Origin of the sequence: Paucilactobacillus vaccinostercus DSM 20634 (assembly GCF_001436295.1) — a bacterium.
Classification (GTDB): domain Bacteria; phylum Bacillota; class Bacilli; order Lactobacillales; family Lactobacillaceae; genus Paucilactobacillus; species Paucilactobacillus vaccinostercus.
This window is the reverse complement of sequence record NZ_AYYY01000030.1, coordinates 38714-60035: the sequence shown is the minus strand read 5'-3', so window position 1 is coordinate 60035 and position 21322 is coordinate 38714. Positions and strand designations below refer to the sequence as shown.

General features: G+C 44.1%; 18 protein-coding genes and 2 pseudogenes. 12 read left to right on the top strand and 8 right to left on the bottom strand.

Translation table 11 applies throughout. The features are described 5' to 3' along the window. Window positions 1-21 precede the first annotated feature (21 nt). Window positions 22-2133 carry a ferrous iron transport protein B gene (feoB, locus tag FC26_RS07610; protein ID WP_057779343.1) on the bottom strand — a complete coding sequence of 704 codons (2112 nt, stop codon included), beginning with the start codon at window positions 2131-2133 and terminating at the stop codon, window positions 22-24. 11 nt (window positions 2134-2144) lie between these two features. Then, entirely contained in the window at window positions 2145-2618 is a 474-nt protein-coding gene (locus FC26_RS07605; protein WP_057779341.1) for a FeoA family protein, read from the bottom strand. A gap of 375 nt (window positions 2619-2993) precedes the next feature. On the opposite strand from FC26_RS07605, the gene FC26_RS07600 reads away from it, so the two are divergent. The 9 genes and pseudogenes from FC26_RS07600 (at window position 2994) to FC26_RS07565 (ending at window position 11179) form a co-directional block, all read left to right on the top strand. Further along, a complete protein-coding gene (locus FC26_RS07600; protein WP_057779340.1) occupies window positions 2994-3686 on the top strand; it encodes a glycerophosphodiester phosphodiesterase family protein in 693 nt (230 codons plus the stop codon). Window positions 3687-3854: 168 nt separating this feature from the next. Continuing rightward, entirely contained in the window at window positions 3855-4874 is a 1020-nt protein-coding gene (locus FC26_RS07595) for a phosphate/phosphite/phosphonate ABC transporter substrate-binding protein (protein ID WP_057779338.1), read from the top strand. A 9-nt stretch (window positions 4875-4883) separates the two neighbouring features. Continuing rightward, on the top strand, window positions 4884-5615 hold the full coding sequence (gene phnC / locus FC26_RS07590) for a phosphonate ABC transporter ATP-binding protein (protein WP_057779337.1): 732 nt from the start codon (window positions 4884-4886) through the stop codon (window positions 5613-5615). Between the two features lie 16 nt (window positions 5616-5631). Further along, a complete protein-coding gene (locus FC26_RS07585; protein ID WP_057779335.1) occupies window positions 5632-6426 on the top strand; it encodes an ABC transporter permease subunit in 795 nt (264 codons plus the stop codon). Continuing rightward, window positions 6426-7265, top strand: coding sequence for a PhnE/PtxC family ABC transporter permease (locus FC26_RS07580; RefSeq protein ID WP_057779334.1), 840 nt, complete (start codon window positions 6426-6428; stop codon window positions 7263-7265). Before FC26_RS07585 ends, FC26_RS07580 begins: the two co-directional genes overlap by 1 nt. A gap of 19 nt (window positions 7266-7284) precedes the next feature. Further along, a pseudogene (phnX, locus tag FC26_RS13055) lies at window positions 7285-7986 on the top strand (phosphonoacetaldehyde hydrolase); the annotation flags it as partial. Window positions 7987-8058: 72 nt separating this feature from the next. Beyond that, window positions 8059-9085, top strand: a pseudogene (gene phnW / locus FC26_RS13050) (2-aminoethylphosphonate--pyruvate transaminase). Next, a complete protein-coding gene (locus tag FC26_RS07570) occupies window positions 9060-10247 on the top strand; it encodes a phosphonoacetaldehyde reductase (RefSeq protein WP_083483783.1) in 1188 nt (395 codons plus the stop codon). The pseudogene phnW and the gene FC26_RS07570 overlap by 26 nt, the downstream one beginning before the upstream one ends. A 104-nt stretch (window positions 10248-10351) precedes the next feature. After that, a complete protein-coding gene (locus FC26_RS07565; protein WP_057779331.1) occupies window positions 10352-11179 on the top strand; it encodes an undecaprenyl-diphosphate phosphatase in 828 nt (275 codons plus the stop codon). Window positions 11180-11264: 85 nt separating this feature from the next. On the opposite strand, the gene FC26_RS07560 is transcribed toward FC26_RS07565, so the two are convergent. From FC26_RS07560 to FC26_RS07550, 3 genes are all read right to left on the bottom strand, one after another. Then, complete coding sequence (locus tag FC26_RS07560) at window positions 11265-12728, bottom strand: sugar porter family MFS transporter (protein WP_057779330.1); 1464 nt, start codon at window positions 12726-12728, stop codon at window positions 11265-11267. A 294-nt stretch (window positions 12729-13022) separates the two neighbouring features. After that, window positions 13023-14132, bottom strand: a complete 1110-nt coding sequence (locus tag FC26_RS07555; RefSeq protein ID WP_057779328.1) for an LCP family protein — start codon at window positions 14130-14132, stop codon at window positions 13023-13025. A 266-nt stretch (window positions 14133-14398) separates the two neighbouring features. After that, window positions 14399-15370, bottom strand: a complete 972-nt coding sequence (locus FC26_RS07550; protein WP_057779326.1) for a GMP reductase — start codon at window positions 15368-15370, stop codon at window positions 14399-14401. A 272-nt stretch (window positions 15371-15642) separates the two neighbouring features. Between FC26_RS07550 and FC26_RS07545 the strand changes: the two genes are divergently transcribed. Both FC26_RS07545 and purB read left to right on the top strand, forming a co-directional pair. After that, window positions 15643-16944 (top strand): adenylosuccinate synthase, encoded by a 1302-nt coding sequence (locus FC26_RS07545; RefSeq protein ID WP_057779324.1) that lies wholly within the window; start codon window positions 15643-15645, stop codon window positions 16942-16944. Beyond that, complete coding sequence (purB, locus tag FC26_RS07540; RefSeq protein ID WP_057779322.1) at window positions 16944-18236, top strand: adenylosuccinate lyase; 1293 nt, start codon at window positions 16944-16946, stop codon at window positions 18234-18236. Before FC26_RS07545 ends, purB begins: the two co-directional genes overlap by 1 nt. Before the next feature lie 82 nt (window positions 18237-18318). Here purB and FC26_RS07535 read toward each other — a convergent pair whose 3' ends face one another. Beyond that, window positions 18319-18594: a hypothetical protein gene (locus tag FC26_RS07535; RefSeq protein ID WP_057779319.1), complete on the bottom strand. Its 276-nt coding sequence runs from the start codon at window positions 18592-18594 to the stop codon at window positions 18319-18321. A 430-nt stretch (window positions 18595-19024) separates the two neighbouring features. Here FC26_RS07535 and FC26_RS07530 point away from each other — a divergent pair, with 430 nt between their 5' ends. Beyond that, the gene (locus tag FC26_RS07530) at window positions 19025-20374 is read left to right on the top strand and encodes an APC family permease (RefSeq protein ID WP_057779317.1); all 1350 of its coding nucleotides are present in this window, start codon (window positions 19025-19027) and stop codon (window positions 20372-20374) included. A gap of 72 nt (window positions 20375-20446) precedes the next feature. On the opposite strand, the gene FC26_RS07525 is transcribed toward FC26_RS07530, so the two are convergent. Both FC26_RS07525 and FC26_RS07520 read right to left on the bottom strand, forming a co-directional pair. Next, window positions 20447-20851 carry a DUF3021 family protein gene (locus tag FC26_RS07525; protein ID WP_057779315.1) on the bottom strand — a complete coding sequence of 135 codons (405 nt, stop codon included), beginning with the start codon at window positions 20849-20851 and terminating at the stop codon, window positions 20447-20449. Between the two features lie 9 nt (window positions 20852-20860). After that, window positions 20861-21313: a LytTR family DNA-binding domain-containing protein gene (locus FC26_RS07520; RefSeq protein ID WP_057779313.1), complete on the bottom strand. Its 453-nt coding sequence runs from the start codon at window positions 21311-21313 to the stop codon at window positions 20861-20863. Between the last annotated feature and the right edge of the window lie 9 nt (window positions 21314-21322).

Sequence of the window (21322 nt, the reverse complement as noted above, 5' to 3'; positions counted from 1 at the left end):
GGGAAAAGCTTCCTTTCTGTGTTAGAGGCTGATAACGGCTTCGTTATCGCTTTGGGCGTGTTTAACAAAGAGACCGTAGAAAATAATGGCAACGACAATAGCTGCCAAAACAAGGCCAACAGGTGAAAAGACATGATTGATCAGCTGTGAACTCTGATAAATAACCAGAGCCACCATGTAGGCCACTGATGTCTGATAGAAGACGGCCCGCCAAGTGGAACGGGCATCCCCAAATTCCTTGTACATCGTCCCGATTGAGGCGAAGCAGGGGGCACACAGCAGGTTAAAGGCAAGGAAAGAATAGCCGGCCATTGCGCTGTAGTTGGCACGTAGGAGTTCGGTGAAACTGGCGCCACTCGCTCCGGACATAAAGGTGATATGAAGGGTCCCGACGCAGTTTTCTTTAGCAATGAGGCCTGCCAAAACAGCCACGGTTGCGTGCCAATCACCGAATCCCAGTGGTGCAAAAATTGGTGCGATTACGGCTCCCAGGGCGCGCAAGATGCTATGATTTTGGTCGACCATTTGCATCCGGAAATTGAAACTGGAGAGGAACCAAATAAGGACGCAAGACAAGAAGATGATCGTTCCGGCCTTATAAATGAAGGCGTAGGCACGTTGCCAGACACTGCGGAGCGTATTATCAAGGCGTGGCAGGTGGTAAGCGGGGAGCTCCATCACAAACGGGGAATGATCGCCGCTAAACATCTTGGTTTTCTTCAGGAAGATACCGGAACAGACGACGGCTAATCCACCAAGAAAGTAGGCGGATGGTGCGACCCAGCTATTGTGCGGGAAGAAGGTTCCCGAAACCAGTGCGATAATTGTTAGCTTGGCGGAGCAGGGCATGAAGGTCGTCAGCATGATCGTCATCTTGCGATCTTTTTCATTTTCGATCGTGCGGGTCGCCATAATTCCGGGTACGCCACAACCCGTTGCGATTAGCATGGGGATAAACGATTTTCCTGAAAGATTAAAGTGGTGAAAAAGACGGTCCATGACAAACGCAATGCGTGCCATGTAGCCGCAGTCTTCCAAAATGCCGAGACACAAAAATAGCATTGCAATTTGCGGCAAAAAGCCAAGGACGGACCCAATCCCACCAATGATCCCATCGACAATGAGCCCTTCCAGCCATGGTGCCACATGCCAAGCAGTTAAAATGTGGGTCGCCGTGTTTGGGATTAGGGTCCCAAAGAGGTGATCGTTGACCCAGTCACTACCAATGGTACCGATTGTTTGAATCGAGAGGAAGTACACGAACCACATGATAAGGACGAAAATCGGTAGCGCTAGCCAGCGATTAGTAACAATTCGGTCGATTTTATCACTGACGGACATCTTGAAGTCACCGTGATCGATGACACACATATTGACGATGCGGGCAATGTAGTCGTAGCGGGCGTTCACCACGATACTGTCGCTTTCATCGTCGAAGATTCCTTCGGCAGTGTGGATAATAGTTTCAATTTCTTGGGCTTGGTGCGCATCGAACTCGAACTGGGCAGTAATTTCTTCATCGCGTTCGAAGAGCTTGATCGCAAACCAACGGCTTTGATCTTCAGGTACTCGATCTTTAATCTGGGCTTTGATCATTTCAATGGCTGATTCTAGCCGTGGATCGTAGCTTGGCATTGAATAAGTTTGTGGGTCGTCATCCCGAATCTTATCAATGAGCTTGTCAATATTATTATGCTTTAAGGCGCTGATGCCGACGACGGGAACGTCGAGCATGTATGCGAGTTTCTTCATATTGATGGTGCGATTTTTTTGTTTAGCTAGTAGGTCCATCATATTCAAAATCAAGACGATGGGGATACCAGTTTCCATGATTTGAAGCGTTAGGTATAGGTTACGTTCTAGGTTGGTAGAGTCGACCACGTCGAGAATCTTACGGGGCCGGTTATTGATTAAGAAGTTACGGGTAACGACTTCTTCGGAGCTGTAGGGTGATAACGAGTAGCTCCCCGGGAGGTCTTGAATCATGATGGTGTGGTCTTGTTTGAGTTGCCCTTCCTTACGTTCCACTGTGACGCCGGGCCAGTTGCCGACGCGTTGATTAGAACCGGTGAGGGTGTTGAATAGGGTGGTTTTACCACTATTAGGATTTCCTACGAGTGCTAGGGTTGTCATCTTTAATCACCTCAGACTTTCTCAATCATAATGCTATCAGCGTCGGCTTTGCGAAGGCTTAATTTGTATCCCCGAATGAGGAGCTCGATTGGATCACCTAACGGGGCAATTTGATTGACCTTTAGGAGGGTGCCACGAGTTAGCCCCATATCAAGCAGGCGTTTGCGGAGCGCTTTAGGACCGACGAGCTTCACCACGATCCCGGATTCACCGACCTGCAATTCGGACATGGTTTGCAGCTCCACGGCGTCGTCTTCAGCAATATTACGGACGGCAATTTTTTGTGCGATCTCATCGCTAATTGCCAGTCGCTGACCCTGAAAGTAAATCATCATGCCCATGGGGCCGTTCGAAGTAGAAATAATGGTGATGCTTTTACCGGCGATAATTCCCATTTCAGCCAAGCGGCGATTGAGTTTATGGTCGCCGTTTACTGAAATGATAATGTAGTTGCCACGGCGATTAAGTTCAGCTAAAGTTTTCACGTCTCCTGCCCTCCTTGGTGTCGAAGTTAATATTTTAATCATTTTCTCATTTAAAGAAAAATCAGTCAACGGTCCAATTACGGATAAACGGCATGATAACGGCATTTCGGTCTCTAGATGATACTAATTCTTAATTAGAATAGCTGAAAAGAAGGCACGTAAATTGGGCCTTCTTTTTCTAGTTTAGAACGATTCAAAATTAGAACATTCTCATTAAAATTAATGAGGAATTTTTACATTACTTTGACTTTACTTTTACATTGCCTTGCTAAAATGGCCGTGTAAAAGAGAGCGGGGGCACGTTTAGCTCGATTTTGCGGTGGTGCAACTATTGATTCCGAAATTAGTCAGCGGGTAAAAAAGGAGTAGTTCACAATGATTGATGAAACCTTAATCTTTGGGCATCGGGGGTATCCAGCTAAATTTCCAGAGAATTCGTTGAGTGGATTTAGTTATGCGATTGACCATGCAATTGATGGATTAGAATTTGATGTTCACCTGACAAAAGATAATATCCCCGTTATTATGCATGATGAAAAAATTAATCGGACGACAAATGGGCGCGGCAAAATAAGACAGTATACTTTTGACGAGTTACAGCAGTTTCAACTATCAAATGGAGAAACAATTCCCAGTCTGGAACAGCTATTACAGCTTGTGGCACAGCGAAGGGTTTATTTAAATTTAGAATTTAAAACAGATCGAGTGCACTATACCAATATTGAAAAAATTGTGTTAGACATGGTGCGTGACTACGATTTGGTATATCCAGTTATTTATTCTTCATTTTCGCTCCAAACATTGAAAAACGCATATCGAGTGGATGCTCACCAGCAATACTGCTTATTATCTGACCACGTATTGCACCAGCCCCAACGACTAGCACAGATTGCACATTTGTCAGGGGTTCATCTTAAGCACTATCAAAATTTGCCTAATTTAGAAGAACGAATTTGGACGGTAGATGATCCACAAAAGATGAAGCAACTTTTTGAAAAGCGAGTCGCTGGCATTATAACGGATGATTTTGAAATGGCACAGAGTGTTAAACCGGGAGTCCTTGTTTAAAAAAATTAAATGAAGCGTTTATAAATCTTAGTGAGATTTATAAACGCTTTTTTAGCGAGCTGATTTTACATGGTAAAGATCATGAATTCAAAAGTTACATATGATTTACTTTGCATTTACATCGGGCAGGTATATTGATGTTGAAACCATAGGAGGGAGTTGATTTTTTTGAACAAGGTATCAAAGACAATTGTTGCGGCAGTTAGTCTTCTTGGGATTGTCTTAAGTCTGGGAGGGTGTGCAAGTTCTAGTAAGAGTCAATCAAGTAAAACACTGACGGTGGTCTTTCTTCCAAGTGATTCGGCTAAGGAAGAATCCGCGGCACGTACGGATTTGAGTAAAAAGATTAGTGAGGCGACCGGTAAAAAGGTAAAGGTGCAAACGACGACTGATTACAACGTTGCCATTAATGCAATTTCGTCCGGGAAAGCGCAAATTGCGTTAATGGGTCCTGATGGATACATTGAAGCCCATAAACAAAACAGTCAGGTAAAGCCGTTAGTCACATATTCTGGCAAATCGGGTACGTTAAAAGATGCCAAATATTACAGTTATTTGATGGTGCCAAAGAATAAAGCAAGGAACTATCAAACGAATGGTAAATATGATTTGAGCAAGATCAAGCATCAACGGATTTCATTTGTATCTACCACTTCTACATCAGGCTATGCAATCCCGGCAGGGGCCCTGAAGAAAACCTTTAAGTTAAAAAATGAAGCGCAGTTACAAAAGAGTGGCGCAATTTTTTCAAAAGTACTATACGGTCAGTCCCATCAAGGGTCAGCGTTAAATCTTTTTAAAGGGGATGCTGATGTTGCCGCATTTGATGACATTGACATGGTTAGCTACGGTAAATTTAGCGGGAATAAGACGGGTGCTGGCGCCACTTATACCGTTAATAATGATGCGCCGGCACCGTTCAACACGGTTCGTGGTAAGCAGAGCACGGCAATTGCTGCCTATGCTGTTCAAAATGAACCGATTGTTGCGAATGAGGCAAAGGTCAGCAAGTCAGATGTGAAGAAAATCGTCAAGGTTCTGACTTCAAAGGAGGTTACCAATGATCAGCATTTCTTTGCCAAACCAGGTTCTAAAACACGAGGGATGTTTACCAAAGAGGGTAAAACGCATTTTATTGCAGTCAGCGATAAGTGGTATGCACCAACCCACAAGGTCCTAGGAAAGTAGGCGAACGGTATGTTAGCAGTGAATGAACTGTCAAAAAGTTATGACCAAGAAGCGATGTCACTTAAAGATATTTCGATGGAAATTGAAAAAGGTGAGATTACGGTAATTATTGGCCCCTCTGGTGCGGGGAAGACAACCCTGTTGCGGAGCCTTAACCAACTCATTAAGGATGATCAGGGAGAAATTTTGATTGATGGGCTCGATGTCAGAACCCTTAATCGAAGCAAGATGCGGCAAATGAGACGCAAAATTGGAATGGTTTTTCAGAATTATAACTTAATTGAACCACTCACCGTTTTAGAAAATGTTTTACATGGCACCTTGGGTGGTAAGCCAACATTGCTTGGGATTTTGTCCATTTATTCGGATAAGGAGCAGCAAGAGGCACTGGCGCTTATTAAGGAAATGGGACTAGAAGAATTTGCTTTCAAGCAGTGCAAGGATCTTAGCGGTGGTCAGAAACAACGGGTCGGGATTGCGCGGGCACTGATGAAACATCCACAAATTATTCTATGCGATGAACCGGTTGCGTCGTTGGATCCAAAATCGGCGACGTTAGTCATGGATATCTTACGGTCATTGGCGATTGAAAAGAAAATGACGATTGTCGTGACGTTGCATCAAGTTGAGCTGGCGAAGGAATATGCTGATCATATTATTGGTTTACGAGCTGGGAGTGTTGTGTTTGATGGCCCCAGTTCAGCGTTAGACGTTGCTGCCATTCGAACGATTTATGACTAGACGAGGGGATGATTTGATGAATCAAAGTGCCCATCAGTTTTTTAGGCATCGCAACTATCGATTATTACTGTTAATTACTGAAATTGTAGTTCTTTACCTTGCTGCCGCAGCACTGACGGGGTTTAACTCTAGTGCGTGGTTGGCGACAGACAAAGGCATTATTTGGTTGGCACAGAACTTTATTCCAAATGCGAATAGTTTGCAATATATGCCAGACATTTTGGCACAACTGTGGCAGACATTTTTGATCGCGGTCGCGGCTGCATCGTGTGCTGCGGTGATTGCAGTAGTGCTAGGAATGCTGGGTGCGCAAAACGTGGGGCTGTCAAAATGGAAAGTGGGATGGCTCATTCGAGGTTTTGCTTCAGTTATGCGGAACATCCCGATCGTTGCCTGGGCGATGATCTTACTGTTTTCGTTTAAACAAAATGAATTGACTGGATTTTTAGCATTACTGTTCATGAATATTGGGTTTCTGACACGTGCTTTTTTGGAAACCTTTGAAGATTTTGATGTTAAAAAGATGGAAGCCATCCAGACAACAGGGGCCACCTACACCACTTCAGTCGTCCAAGCGATGCTACCGGAAACTGCAGTGCCATTAATCGAGTGGCTACTATATATGATTGAAAATAATATCCGGGATGCGACCCTAGTGGGATTACTAACTGGAACGGGAATTGGCTTTATTTTTGATCTGTATTTTAAAAGTTTGCAATATGGTGCGGCCGGAATGGTGGTGGTTTCAATTGCCGTATTGGTCATTTTCTTAGAAATCTCGTCAAACAGAATTGGAAGGTTGATTAGATAATGGAGCAAAGAGCGGTAATTGAAAGCCAAGTTCGAGTCCGAGCTAAAAAGAAACGACGGCTAAACCGGCGTAAGCTGACGATTAACAGTGTTTTAACAGTCTTGGGAATTTTAACGATTTATACTTTGGCAACCATTGTTCCCGCCCATTTTAAGGTGATCGAGGCGGTGAATGAATTCATGGGGAACTTAAAAATAATGTTTTTAAGTCCCAATGTGGGGAATGATACTTTTTCTAAGTTATTGTCCGCACTTGGTCAAAGCATCTATTTAGCTGGTTTAACAACCATTGCGGGGGCTTTTGGTGGGTTCGTGATGGCCCTTCTTTCAGCCAATAATTTGGCACCACGGTGGCTATCACAGATTATGAAAAGCTTGATGGCATCAATTCGGGCGATTCCTACTATTTTATGGGTCTTGATTTACAGTGTGTCACTGGGACTGGGTGCCGATGCCGCCGTAATTGGACTGACATTTCATAGTGTGGCTTATCTTGCGAAAGTATTTGCTAACAGCATTGAAGAATTGCCACAGGACACGATTGAGGCGTTAAAAGTTGGTGGAATTGGGATATTACCTATTATTGCTCAAGCGGTAATTCCAACGGTTAAGTCTCGATTATTGAGTTGGACATTCATTCGATTTGAAATCAATTTTGCGAATGCGGTGGTAGTGGGCGCAGCTGCTGGAGCCGGCGGTATCGGGTATCAACTCTACATGGCAAGCAGCTTCTACTTTGATTTTCACGAGGTAGGGATGATTATTTATCTGATTTTGGCCTTTACGTTTGGTTTGGAATTAGTTTCAAGACGGTTAAGAGCCAAATTTATTGAAGCATAGGAAAGATGGAGGAGATCAAATGACAATTCAAGCAGTAGTATTCGATTGGGCGGGCACCACGGTTGACTACGGTAGTCGGGCACCCATTATTGCCTTTCAGCGCGCATTTGCTCGTTTTGGAATTGGGCTGAGTGAGGCAACGATTCGCACTGACGTTGGACTGGATAAAATTAAGCATGTAGAAAAAATACTGAAACAACCTGTAAATTGGCAACAATGGCAAACACAACATCCGGAGGTTAATCTGGAGGCGGCGGTTGAGTTGGTTTATGCGCAGTTTCAGACGGAGGTGGCCCAAGTAATCGGGGAGACGGCCATTCTAAAACCAGGCATGAAAGCTCTTATTAATTATTTGAATCAGCATCATCTCCAGATAGCAACGACATCGGGATATACGGAATCGATGGTTGCACAAAATTTAAAAATGACGGCTCGGCAAGGATATCAACCAGAAATCAACATCACTTCGGAACAAACCGATCTGATTGGTCGACCGCAGGCTGCAATGCTGAACTTGGCCATGAAAAAGATGCATATTGATGATCCACAAACTGTAATCAAGATTGGCGACACCGTAAATGATATTCTCGAGGGTAAAAATGCACATACAATTTCTGTCGGTGTAGTTGAAGGCAGTAATGTCATTGGCCTTTCAGCCGCTGAATTTGATGAGTTAAGCGAGTTACAGCGTCAAGAATACTGTCGAACTGCTAGAAAAACATTTGAAGACGCCGGCGCGGACTTTACGGTCGATACGATGGCAGACTTAATTCCCCTGATCGATCAATTGAATATGCCCACACACGAAACAGCCCCACTCCTCCTTACACCAGGACCACTAACTACTAGTGAATCCGTTAAACAAACGATGATGGTCGACCATGGGACTTGGGACGATGATTATAAACAGGTCACCTGGGGTCGAGGCAACACTGAGTACCGCGTTGAATGACGAATCCGTTCTTTTGATTGCGATCAATGGGGCTTATGGACGTCGAATGAGGGAGATTGTCGAGCGAATTGGGGTTCGACACGTTGAAGTTGAATTTACTGAAGATGAGCCGCTTGATGTTGAGCGCTTGTTAGCAATGATTGACCTACACCCTGAAATCACGCATGTGGCCCTAGTTCACTGTGAGACCACGACAGGAATATTGAATCCGATTGAGTCGATCGTACCGGCTTTGAAGCGTCGTGGTGTTTTAACGATTGTGGATGCTATGTCAAGCTTTGGTGGTGTTCCAATAAGTATTGATGAGTTACAGGTTGATTATTTAATTAGTAGTTCAAATAAATGTATTCAAGGTGTCCCCGGATTTTCATTTGTCATTGCTAAGACGGTTGTGATTGAGCAAACAGAGGGAAATGCCAATACGCTTTCACTAGATTTATATGATCAATGGAAGTGTTTTGAGGAACACGACGGGAAGTGGCGGTTTACTTCACCTACGCACGTTGTTTATGCGTTTCAACAAGCCTTGCATGAACTCAAGCAAGAGGGGGGCGTTGCTGCAAGGTTTAAACGATACCAACAAAATGAGCAGATGTTGCGGGATCAAATGATGCAGTTGGGCTATCGACCAGTCATTGATCAGGCAGTCCAATCACCGATTATTACGTCATTTAAATACCCATCCAGTGCGTTTAATTTCAGAAACTTTTATGATTTCCTGCGTCAACGAGGGTTCATCATCTATCCAGGAAAGGTATCAAAAATTAATAGTTTTCGGATTGGCAGTATCGGTGAGGTGACTACAGCCGATATCCAGCGATTGATTGAACTCGTGCAGACATATGAAATTGTGGCAATGGTCAACTGATGAGGGGACTGACAATGCTAGCATGAATATTTTGGGAAAAGTAAGCATTAATGGCGCCTTTTCGACAACGTTACTAAAAATATTGGATCAATTGAGTGTTCAAAGGCCGATGATTATCTGTGATGCCACACTACGAAGCCAACAAGTTGTGCAACGCCTGATCAGACATATTGAACATACACCGCGGAAACTAACTGTGTTTAGTGATTTCTCGGCTAATCCGAAATATAACGAAGTGCTTCAGGGAATTGCATGGTTTAAAAATCAGCAGTGTGATTTTTTAGTATCAATCGGTGGTGGGAGTTCTATTGACGTGGCGAAGTGTATTAAGGCGTTTCATAATTTATCGCCAGCGAAACCATACGTTGAACAGCCGATACTGCCTAGCGAGCTTAAACATTTAGCGATTCCGACCACTGCGGGGACAGGCAGCGAAGCGACCCACTTTGCCGTGCTGTATTATCAGGAAACGAAATATTCAATTGCGGATCAAAGTTTACGGCCAGACTATGTGATTCTCGATGCTCAGTTGTTGCGAACGTTGCCGGAATATCAGCGTAAGGCGGGGATGCTCGACGCACTGTGTCAGTCGATTGAGTCATATTGGGCACTTAAAGCCACGAATACTAGTCGACGATATGCCAGTAAGGCAATAGAACTCATTTTGAACGCCCACCAAGGATTTTTGATGAATCAAAATAAGGCTAATCAAGCAATGCTGCAGGCTGCCGATTATGCTGGAATGGCGATTGACATCACGACTACGACGGCCGCTCACGCCATGAGCTATCAATTAACCGCAAATTATCATATCGCCCACGGACACGCAGTAGGACTGTGTCTGCCAGCCGTTTGGCGCGAAATGCTTGTTCATATGAATTTGATTGAGGATCCACAACAACGCCAGGCGCTGAGCCAGGTTTTCGATGAAATTGCTTATTTATTAGGTTTCCAAGAACCAATGCAAGCAATTGACTGGTTGAATCACTTCATTGATGACTTACAACTATTGAGACCACAGTTAAAAAATACTGCTGAGTTAGAGACACTAGTTTCAGCAGTTAACGTTCAACGATTGAAGAATAATCCAGTCCCACTACATGCTGAACAGTTGCGCGAAATTTATGGTCAAGTTCTAAATCAAGGTAGTTCGACGAGATGATGATTTAACCAATTGGAATGAATGGGGCACATTGACCGTATTTGATCGGTGTGAATTTGTGGTGACGATCTGAAAAAATGATGTTGTCGGGAGGTACTAGAGTTGTGATAGAGATTATTAAGGCAGTGGTTTTAGGAATTGTGGAAGGAATTACCGAATTTTTGCCGATTAGTTCGACAGGACATTTGTATTTGGTGGACGAGTTTGTCCGGCTAAATGAGTCCACCGCATTCATTAACATGTTTATGGTGGTCATTCAATTGGGTGCGATTTTAGCGGTGGTGGCTCTTTACTTCAATAAGCTCAATCCGTGGGCGAGAAATAAGCAAGTCATTGAACGCAATCAAACATGGAGTTTGTGGTTTAAAGTGATTGTGGCTGTACTGCCATCAATCGTGATTGGGTTACCAGCGAATGATTGGCTGGAAGCAAATTTGACTAGCTGGCAGGTGATTGCCACAACCTTGATTGTGTACGGTATTTTGTTCATTGTCATTGAAAATTACAACCGAACGCGCACGGCTAAATTGACGAATTTGAATCAATTATCATACAAAACGGCAATTTTAATTGGAATCTTCCAGATTTTGTCGATGGTCCCTGGAACATCACGATCTGGGGCAACTATTTTAGGCGCGATTTTGATTGGGGCCTCCAGATATGTTGCCACCGAATTTTCGTTTTTCTTAGCAATTCCGACCATGTTTGGGGCATCATTGCTGAAAGTCGCCAAATATTTTGTGAATGGCAACACTTTTACTGGCGGGCAATTGGTGGTCCTACTAACCGGCGTCGTGGTTTCGTTTATTGTCGCGTATCTTTCCATTAAGTTTTTACTCGCGTATATTCGCAACAATAATTTCAAGGCTTTTGGTTGGTACCGAATTGTTATTGGGATCGTAGTGGTTATCTATTTTGGGCTGATTCGTTAAGCTAGATACTTAAAAACCCGGCATGAAATTTTAATTAATTTCATGCCGGGTTTATTGAGTTATTGAGTAATTAGTTTTAATTTAGTTACTTTTGGCCTGGTTCACCAGCTTCGGTGTACCCCTTAGCGTGGGCCCGTGACCGTAAGTCGGCTTCGATTGATTCGAGTGACCGGTTCCGTGTTTCGATTGTAAACTTAGCCACGAACCAGATGGCAACAAAGCATAGTAGCCCATAGATAATAAAGAGGCGGGCAATTCCTTGACCTTCGGCGTTCGCAACGCCACTTGGTGTAAAGGCAACCAGCAAAACGGTGAAGGATTCAGAAACCGCGAAGTTGGCTGCCCAGTTAATAACGGCTCCGAATGAGTTCCCAAGTCCACGAATGTTTAGTGGGAAAGCTTCACCAATCATGAGCCACATTACAGGACCCCATGTGGCGGAGAAGCAGGCGATGTACAGTGTTAGCGCAATGACACAGACCCATGAGCCAAGGTTACCGTCGCCGGCCTTCAGTAAAATCATAGCGGCAGACATGACGAAGAGGGCAACCCCCATCCCAATGGCACCGTACGTTAACATCTTTTTCCGATCGATTTTATCCATAATTTTAACGGCAATGGCGGTTACGACCACGTTAAAGATCCCGATGATGATGTGAGATTGGAGGGCAAAATGTTCACTAAATCCAGCAGAAATAAAAATTGTTGGGGCGTAGTAGAGCACGGTGTTGCAGCCCATGACTTGTTGGAAGATCGCTAGTCCAAGCGCCATGATTAACACGGGCCGGGCCATTGGACCGAAGAGTTCTTTAAAACCACCAGAAGGAATAGAAGCTTGAAGCTTGATATCGTGTAATTCTTCGTTCACGATACTGTCATTATTATTGAATTGGAGTAAAACGCGGCGAGCCTCGTCGATTTTGCCTGTTTTGACCAAGAATCGTGGTGATTCAGGTAAGAGCAATCCGCCGAAGAAGAGCAGTGCAGCAGGAACTGCGGCGAGAGCTAACATCCAGCGCCAACCATGAGCCTGTGAAACCCCGAAGAGGCCTTCTGGTGAGAGCCATTCGTTAAAGACGTAAGCAAAGAAGATCCCAGTCATAACCATTAATTGGAAGAGTGACCCGATACCACCACGCTTGTCGGCTGGAGCAAGTTCAGCCAAGTAGGTAGGAATCAGAGCCGACGCACCCCCAACGGCGATTCCGAGGAGAACCCGGAAGCTAACCAGCAGGGCATAATCTGGTGCGAGACCAGATCCCATCGCGCCAATGAAGAAGATGATAGCAGCGGTTAGAAGTAGCTTTTTCCGACCAAGGCGATCAGAGAGTGGTCCAATAATTGCCGCCCCTAAGATGGCCCCTAATAGGACGGATGCGGTAATGAAACCGTATTCAAAAGATCCCGTAGCAATGTGCAATTCTTTTCCAATAAAGAGCATGGCACCAGAGATAACCCCGGTATCATATCCAAAGAGCAACCCACCAAGGGCCCCGAAGAAGTAAATGAAGCCGACCGGTAAACGGTGCTTCGTCGAACTATTTGTCATAAGACAATGCCTCCTATTTCATGATAAATGCTAATTTGTCTAATAGATAACTTCAAAAATGCAGTAACCGTTTTCATGACGATTAGTATAGCGCTTTCAGTTTGTTTACGCAACAAACTAATTAAAAAAACAGGATCAAGTCTAACTTAAAAAGTCCCAGAAACCCCATCTATATCGGGGATCTATAGTTTTGTGATGAAAAAATAAAAAAGATTAGTTTGTTCATGATTGAACGATCAAAAATGGTCTAAAAAAATGAGAAGCCAGCGGCTTCTCATTAATAAAGTGCAACTATTATTCTTTTAGCGCCATTTCAATATCGAACGGAATGCGTGCTTTCTTAGCGTTACCAGCAACGATCGGCCCGGTTTTGGCCGCCTTTAAATTAAGACTTTGACGGAGCTGATTGGTAGTTTTTTGTTTTTCTGAACGGGATAGCACTTGGTATGAGACACCATTATGCATGACCGTTTGTTCAGTAGCAGATTTGGTGACAACGTTATTTTTGGCTTGATAATAGGCCCCCGCAATCGAGAGCATTTCTTTGAATGTGAGGTTGGTTCGCACATTGGCCGAAATAGAATGCATGAACTGCTTATTAAACAGCATTTGTGGGCTGGCCGTCTTCTTGAGGATTGCCGAAATGACCATGCGTTGTCGTTGAGTCCGACCGTAATCCCCGTTGGGATCCATGTAGCGCATTCGAGAAAAGGCTAGTGCGGCAGCCCCATTCATTTTGTGATAGGTTTTGAAATGGTGACCATCGGCCGCATACTTGAATGTACTAGAACCCTGATAGAATTTATAGCGATGTTTTCCGGTTTCATGGGCGGTGTCGGCACTGAAGGTGAAGGTAAGCGGCGACTTAATCGTGACCCCACCAACTTGATTGACGAGCTTTTCCAAGCCCCCCATGTTCACCAACGCGTAGTAGTCGATCGGGACGTTAAGATAGTTGGAGATGGTATTCACTGTGTCACTAATATTGGTGTAAGTGTAAACTGAGTTAATTTTTGACGGAAAGTCTTTTTCATATCCGGGAATTGCGACCATTGTGTCCCGTGGAATGGAATAAAGGGTCGTTTTTTCGGTTTTAGGATTAATGGTGACCAACATGATGGTGTCAGTTCGTCCTTTGTCGGTTCGTTTTAACTCGCCGGTATCGGTTCCCAGCAACAAAATTGAGAGGGGCTTTTTATGTTTAATGACGGTGTTAACATCTCGCCGGTGTTTGATGTTCGCCTTTTGGTATGAATTTGTGACCGTATCACTCAATGACTTATAGGTGCCGTGCGCGATTTTTACGATTCCAAACAGGACAACGATGATGATGAAAAAAATAATTCCCCGGTTTTGACGTGGTGGCCGTGCATTGTAGCGCTCCTGGCGTGTTTGTCTTGGCATAACGTGAGACCCTATCTTTCTTTCAAAGCTAACGCCAATTATACAACTGATACGAAACCGACGAAACGGAAATGCAGGGATATTTGTAATCTTACGAAATTTTAGGAGTTATTAATGTTGAGTGCGTTGATAGATACGGGATAACGGTATATTGAAGAACAAGAAAAAAGAAGCTACGCAATTTTGCATAGCCTCTCTTAATATTTATATTTTGATTATGCTTACACCGCATTCAAATTGCCCGAGTGCTGTGAGGTGAAAGAAGGCTAGTCACCATTCATAATCGAGTTTTTAACCACCACGTAGTCCACCTTACGGATGGATTCAAGATCACGACCACCCGCATATGAGATGGAAGACTGGAGGTCTTCTTGCATTTCTAAGAGGGTATCTTTAATTTCACCACGGTATGGGACGAGCATCTGCTTGCCTTCTACGTTACGGTAGGCACCCTTTTGGACTTCCGAAGCGGAGCCCCAATATTGCTTGTATTGCTTTCCGTCGAGCTTAATCATGTTACCGGGTGATTCAAGATGCCCAGCCAGCAGTGAGCCGACCATGACCATCGAAGCACCAAAGCGGATCGACTTAGCGATGTCGCCGTTGTGACGGATTCCTCCATCAGCGATGATGGGTTTACGAGCGGCCTTGCCGCACAGGCGAACCGCAGCTAATTGCCAGCCGCCAGTCCCGAAGCCGGTTTTTAGCTTGGTGATGCAGGCTTTACCAGGACCCACGCCGACCTTGGTAGCGTCGGCACCGGCGTTTTCCAGATCACGAACGGCTTCTGGTGTTGCCACGTTCCCAGCGATCACGAAGGCTTCTGGCAAGTTTTCCTTTATATACTTAATCATATTAATCACGTAATCGGAATGACCATGGGCCACGTCGATCGTGATATATTCGGGCGTTTCATCTGCCCCTTTAAGTTCATCGATAAATGTGTACTCTGCATCCTTAATCCCAACTGAGATGGAAGCGAAGAGATTTTTAGCGTGCATATCCTTCACGAAACCAAGCCGTTTTTCCGGTTGGAAACGATGCATGACGTAGAAATAGTTGTTTTGAGCTAACCAGATTGTAAGTGGTTCGTCGATCACACTTTCCATGTTGGCTGGAACGACCGGAATGTTAAACCGGCGGGGGCCAAATTGAATGCTAGCGTCCGCATCGTGCCGACTTTTAATAATACACTTGTTCGGAATTAGTTGAATATCATCGTAATCAAATGTGTCCATAATTGCCACTCCTTAAATGGTTGAGTTCCGTGAATCACCAAGGTGCTTCACGCGACATCCGTAATGCTAAAAGTAGTTCGGGTTCACAAATTATGTTGTAAACCATAAGCTAATATAATCGTATCTGTGATGCTTGTCAACAATAATCACGGATAATAATAATATTTTTCGTGGATAAAGTTCGGATTTTCCTTGACCTTGGTTTTGATGATTGGTACACTGATAAGGTGAGTGAAATATGAACTTAATCGAATTTAATGGGGTGACAAAATATGGCTTCTGTTGTAATCGTGGGTAGCCAATGGGGTGACGAAGGAAAAGGAAAGATGACTGACTATTTGAGTCAGAATGCGGATTTAATTGTCCGCTATCAAGGTGGTAACAACGCCGGTCATACAATTGTATTTGATGGCAAGACGTTTAAGTTACATCTGATTCCTTCAGGCATTTTCTTTACTGATAAGTTGAGTGTAATCGGCAATGGTGTCGTGGTTAATCCACAAGCCCTCGTTGAAGAATTGGCATATTTGAAGGATCAAGGTGTTGATCCTTCTGGTCTGCGAATTTCTAGCCGGGCTCACGTGACACTGCCATATCATATCCTGTTAGATAAGTGCCAAGAAAAGGCCAAGGGTGAGCACAAGGTTGGGACAACTAATAAAGGAATTGGCCCCACTTATATGGATAAAGTTTCCCGGATTGGGATTCGAATCGCTGACCTGTTGGACGCTGACACATTTGCAGCGAAATTAAAGGCTAACTTGGCCGAAAAGAATCAATTATTTGAGAAGCTATACGATGTTGAACCGTTGAAGTTCGAAGATATTTACGATAAATTCTACGATCTGGGACAACAAATTAAACAGTATGTGACGGATACTTCCGTTCTCGTCAACGACGCACTAGATAATGGTAAGAACGTTCTATTCGAAGGTGCTCAAGGGGTTATGTTGGACGTTGATCATGGAACTTACCCATACGTCACGTCATCTAATCCAATTGCTGGTGGAGTGACAACCGGTGTTGGTGTGGGTCCTAGCAAGGTGCAAACCGTTTTGGGAATTTGCAAAGCCTATTCAACGCGTGTGGGGGATGGTCCTTTCCCAACTGAATTGATGGACGCAACCGGTGATTACATCCGGGAAACGGGTCATGAATACGGGACTGTGACAAAGCGGCCTCGGCGGATTGGTTGGTTCGATAGTGTGGCGATGCGCCATGCCAAACGGGTATCGGGCGTGAATGCTTTGAGTTTAAACCTACTCGACGTGCTGACGGGTCTTGATACGATCAAGATTTGTACCGCCTACGAAATTAATGGCGAAAAGATTGATTACTATCCAGCTAACCTCAACGATTTGGCTGCTTGCAAGCCAGTTTATGAAGAATTACCAGGTTGGACTGAAGACATTACGCACGTCACGCACTTCGAAGATTTACCTGCTAACACGCAAAACTACCTCAAACGCTTGAGTGAACTGACAGGGATCGCCTTATCGACGGTATCTGTTGGGCCTGACAGACTTCAAACAATTATTTTGACTGATCCATGGGAAAAGGAGAGTGCACGATAATGATTGAACGTTACACAAGACCGGAAATGGGCCAAATTTGGTCGGAACAAAACCACTACCAAGCTTGGTTAGATGTCGAAATTGCAGCAACGAACGCCTGGGTTGAACAGGGCGAAGTACCTGCAGAGGACGCAAAGAAGATCCAAGACAATGCGACTTTTACGGTGGAACGCGTCGCTGAAATTGAAAAGACGACACACCACGATATCGTGGCGTTTACACGGACTGTTTCAGAATCTCTTGGGGCCGAAAAGAAGTGGGTTCACTTTGGTTTGACGAGTACCGACGTTGTGGATACAGCGAACGGGGTACAACTCAAGCAAGCCAATGAACTGCTTCGCAAGGACTTGTTAATGTTTAAAGATACCGTGGCAAAGCAGGCGCGTAAGTACAAGAATACGGTCATGATGGGCCGTACGCATGGTGTGCATGCTGAACCAACGACCTTTGGGTTGAAGTTATTGCGGTGGTATACCGAACTCGAACGTGATATTAAACGTTTTGACGCTGCTGCCGCCGGCGTTAACTCCGGCAAGATCAGCGGGGCCGTGGGAACCTATGCCAATGTGCCACCTGAAGTTGAAAAGAGTGTTATGAAGCAACTGGGACTGAATCGCCAACCCATCACCAGTCAGGTGTTGCCTCGTGATTTGCACGCAGACTACATTGCAACGTTAGGCTTAATTGCAACCGGTTTGGAAGAATTTGCAACTGAAATTCGGGGGCTGCAACGCTCGGAAATTCATGAAGTAGAAGAACACTTTGCGGCTGGTCAAAAGGGCTCGTCATCAATGCCACATAAGCGGAACCCAATTGGTTCAGAAAATATTTGTGGCTTAGCACGGGTCATTCGCGGCCATATCCAAACAGCTTACGAAAACATCCCACTGTGGCATGAACGTGACATTTCACATTCTTCAACAGAACGGATTATCCTGCCTGATACTACAATCTTGCTAGATTACATGTTGAACCGGTTCAATAAGATTGTTGCTAACTTGACGGTCTTCCCTGAAACTATGAAGAAAAACATGACACGCACATACGGCTTGATTTATAGCCAACGGTTGCTTTTGAAGCTGATCGAGAAGGGCTTGTCACGTGAACAAGCTTACGATTTAGTACAACCTCTGACGGCGAAGTCATGGGATGAACAGCTTCAATTCCGTGACCTTGTTGAAGGGAGTGCGGAAATTACTAAGCACTTAACACCTGCCGACATTGATGATGCGTTCGACTATCATTATCATTTGCGGTATGCCGACTATATTTTTGATCAAGTTGGTGTTTAGAAGTCGTTTTAGATAAAACAACTCCCTCTCTAGTTTTTGCAATTCAGCTAGAGAGGGAGTTTTTGTGTGGTTATTTTTAGAATTATTTGCTTAAAGCCAAGTGGTGCACTAATTGCCGGATGCGATCAAAACTTTCCGTGACTTGGACCGCTTTAAAGTGAAAATCATGCTCAATAACGGAGCGCCAGCTGGCATTGGGAGTGGCAATCCGATGAGCGGTGTAAGGGCAGTGGCTGAATTCGTTCGCAAAATCAGTTTCTTTGGCCGTGATTATATTTAAAGCTTGATTACTATAATGGTATGCAGTTTTTAATTGAGTGGTTGGATCGGTAAAAACCGCGATAAAATGATAAATCATAGGCGTGCTTCCTTTGTGGTTCAGAACTAGATTGTAGTATCGATACTACGCCAACTAAATGTTTTTTCAACTGCTAATATATGTGTTTTCTATGAAAAATAAGTAAAATGTTAAGGTTGATATTAGCCATCCGTATATCTATGAGGTGTATACGAAAGTAGAGTGAAAGATCGAATATCACTAATTGGTATTTGAAATTTGTTTAAAAATAAAAATATTTATAAAATATCAACGATATGTTATTATAAAAATATTTATAAAAGTGGCTGAGAAGGACGCTAAACGCTGATATAACAGTATTTCAGATTGAAATTAAAAATAAAGTTATAACTTACAGGTTGCTAGAATTACTGAGCGTGTTATCTTATTCCCATTGTTTCGCGGAAATGTTATTTCCGTGAGCGGAGATTATCAAAAAGGTGGGATTCAGATGAAACAACCAGAAGTAGAATTAAAGCGGTCATTAGGAATTTGGTCGGCGTTAGCCCTCGTCGTAGGGACAGTTATCGGTTCCGGAATCTTTTTCAAGCAAGCATCAGTCTTGGACAGTGCCGGTTCCTCAACCATGGCACTTCTGGCATGGGTAATTGGGGGGATCATTACCCTGACAGCCGGTTTGACGATCGCTGAAATCGGTGCGCAGTTACCTTACACCGGTGGCCTATACGTCTACATGGAAAAAATTTACGGACGTATCTGGGGCTTCCTATCTGGCTGGATGCAGATCATCGTGTATGGTCCGGCCATCATCGCTTCGCTTGCGGGATATTTAGCAGTGCTTCTGGTGAGTTTCTTTGGCCTTTCAAATGTTTGGCATGTACCACTTGCGCTCGCGGCCATGATTTTAATTGGTGGGTTGAACATGTTTGAAAATCGGTATGGGGCCGCATTTGCGATTGTGACGACGTGTTGCAAGCTCCTACCCATTGCGGCAATTATCATTTTTGGCCTTTTCTATGGTCATCAGGGTGCGCTGGGTCAAACCGTTGCGGGCGCTCAAACTAGTGCCGGTAACTTTGGGGTGGCGGTGTTAGCCACACTGTTTGGCTATGATGGCTGGATTCTGATTGCCAATTTGGGTGGTGAAATTAAAAATCCTCAAAAGGTGCTTCCTAAGGCGATTATTATTGGCCTCTCGTTCGTGCTGGTCGTTTACACGGCTGTGACGTTTGGCGTTTTCAACGGATTGTCGGCTGGTCTGATCCATAAGTTAGGCGATAACACGACACCATATCTAGCGACTCAGGCATTTGGTACTATTGGTGGCCGGCTACTGAACATTGGGGTGATCATTTCGATCATTGGGTGTATGAATGGCAAGATTATGACGTTTCCTCGGATTATGTATGCAATGGCTAAACGCCATGATTTACCATTTTCAAAGCAGTTGTCATATGTGAATGCCAAAACGCACGAACCAATGATTGCCACGGTGGCGATCATCGCCATTGCGAGTCTGATGGTTGGTTTCTTCAATGCAGATTACCTATCAGATCTTTGCATCTTTACCGTTTATTGCTTCTACGTGGCTGCCTTTATTGGTGTCTTCTTATTACGGAAGCGGATGCCAGGACCACGGCCGTTTTCAACGCCTTTGTATCCCATCACGCCGATTATCGCGATTGTCGGGGCACTGTTTGTGATCATCAGTGAACTATTTTCAGATCCAGTAGGCGCCATTGCGTCATTGTCAATTGTGGCCATTGGACTCCCCATCTTTTACGTGGTCAAAAAACGTGATACCAATCCGGTTGTTGATGAAATGGAAACGAACCGTTAATTTAACAATCGATAACGAATAAGCCACCTTCCTCAGGTCACATATTGTGACTTGGGAAGGTGGCTTATTCATTTAGTGATTTTGGTTGCGCTTTTTGATTTGAGTATTAATTCGGTGAACATCTAGAGACCACCAAAGTTTTAGAAGAAACCAAACTCCTATATATATTGCAATGTAGATGATTCCTAGATGAGATGGTACGCCGAACAGTCCATGGAGGAGATGGTTAGTACCAAATACGATGATGGCTGTTAAAACAAAATGTAGCGGTATGGCCCCATAAAAGGGGAGCTTTTCAATATCAAAAATAAACGATAATAACCCGATTAAAGCACTCATGACCAGCATTGCGGTCAATTGAAAACGTGAAACGGTAATTACAGACTGACTAACAAAAATCATTGTGAGCATACTCATTAAAGCACCGATTAGGAGCCCAGTACCGGCGTGCCGAATGATAGTTTTAAAATTATCCAAAATATCTCCTCACATTCCTAATTGTTTTTTTAATTCAGGTAGGTATTTCCGACTGATTGTGACTTTAATGTCATTCGTTAGTCGTGCCGTCATATTGCCTGAAAAGGCTGCTTCAAGGGTTTTTAGATGGTTAAGATTTAGAACAGCTCCCTTGGAGACTTGAATAAAATCGGTTTGGTTTAATTTAGCGAGCATTCGCTTCAATTGGCCGGTAATGTGAAATAAATGATTGATAGTATGAATAGTAATATCCGTTTTATTGATCTCAAGAAGGATAATGTCGGCTTGAGCAACCATGACAACGCGATCATCAGCAGGCAGTGCAAGTGTTTGGATCGGTTTTTCAAGAGTTTCGAGTTGGTTCATTATTGTGAGAACTGCGGGCGTGATTTCTCCAGATCGAACGACAATTTCTATTTCTCCGTTAAGCTCGCTGGCTTTTTCAAATTGAATTTTGATCAAAATTCACTT